The organism is Microcoleus sp. T3_A4 (assembly GCF_036700465.1).
Taxonomy (GTDB): domain Bacteria; phylum Cyanobacteriota; class Cyanobacteriia; order Cyanobacteriales; family Microcoleaceae; genus Microcoleus.
Window position 1 is genome coordinate 38,223 of sequence record NZ_JAUBOY010000025.1, and the last position, 366, is coordinate 38,588.

Here is a 366-nt window from a genome sequence, read left to right on the forward strand (position 1 = left end):
TGGTTCAATCGGGGCATTGCACTGCGTAATTTAGGAAGATGGGAAGAAGCGATAGCCTCCTACGACAAAGCCTTAGACATCAAACCAGATTATCACGAAGCCTGGTTCAATCGGGGCATTGCACTGCGTAATTTAGGAAGATGGGAAGAAGCGATAGCCTCCTACGACAAAGCCTTAGAAATCAAACCAGATAAACACGAAGCCTGGTTCAATCGGGGCAATGCACTGCGTAATTTAGGAAGATGGGAAGAAGCGATAGCCTCCTACGACAAAGCCTTAGACATCAAACCAGATAAACACGAAGCCTGGTTCAATCGGGGCAGTGCACTGCCTAATTTAGGAAGATTGGAAGAAGCCATAGCCTCC

Annotated in this window: 1 protein-coding gene; it reads left to right on the top strand. The window is 47.3% G+C overall.

Annotation, left to right across the window (positions count from 1 at the left end; all coding sequences use genetic code 11):
• A partial coding sequence (locus QUA07_RS15505; RefSeq protein ID WP_333326544.1) for a tetratricopeptide repeat protein occupies positions 1-366 on the top strand: 366 nt, incomplete at both ends.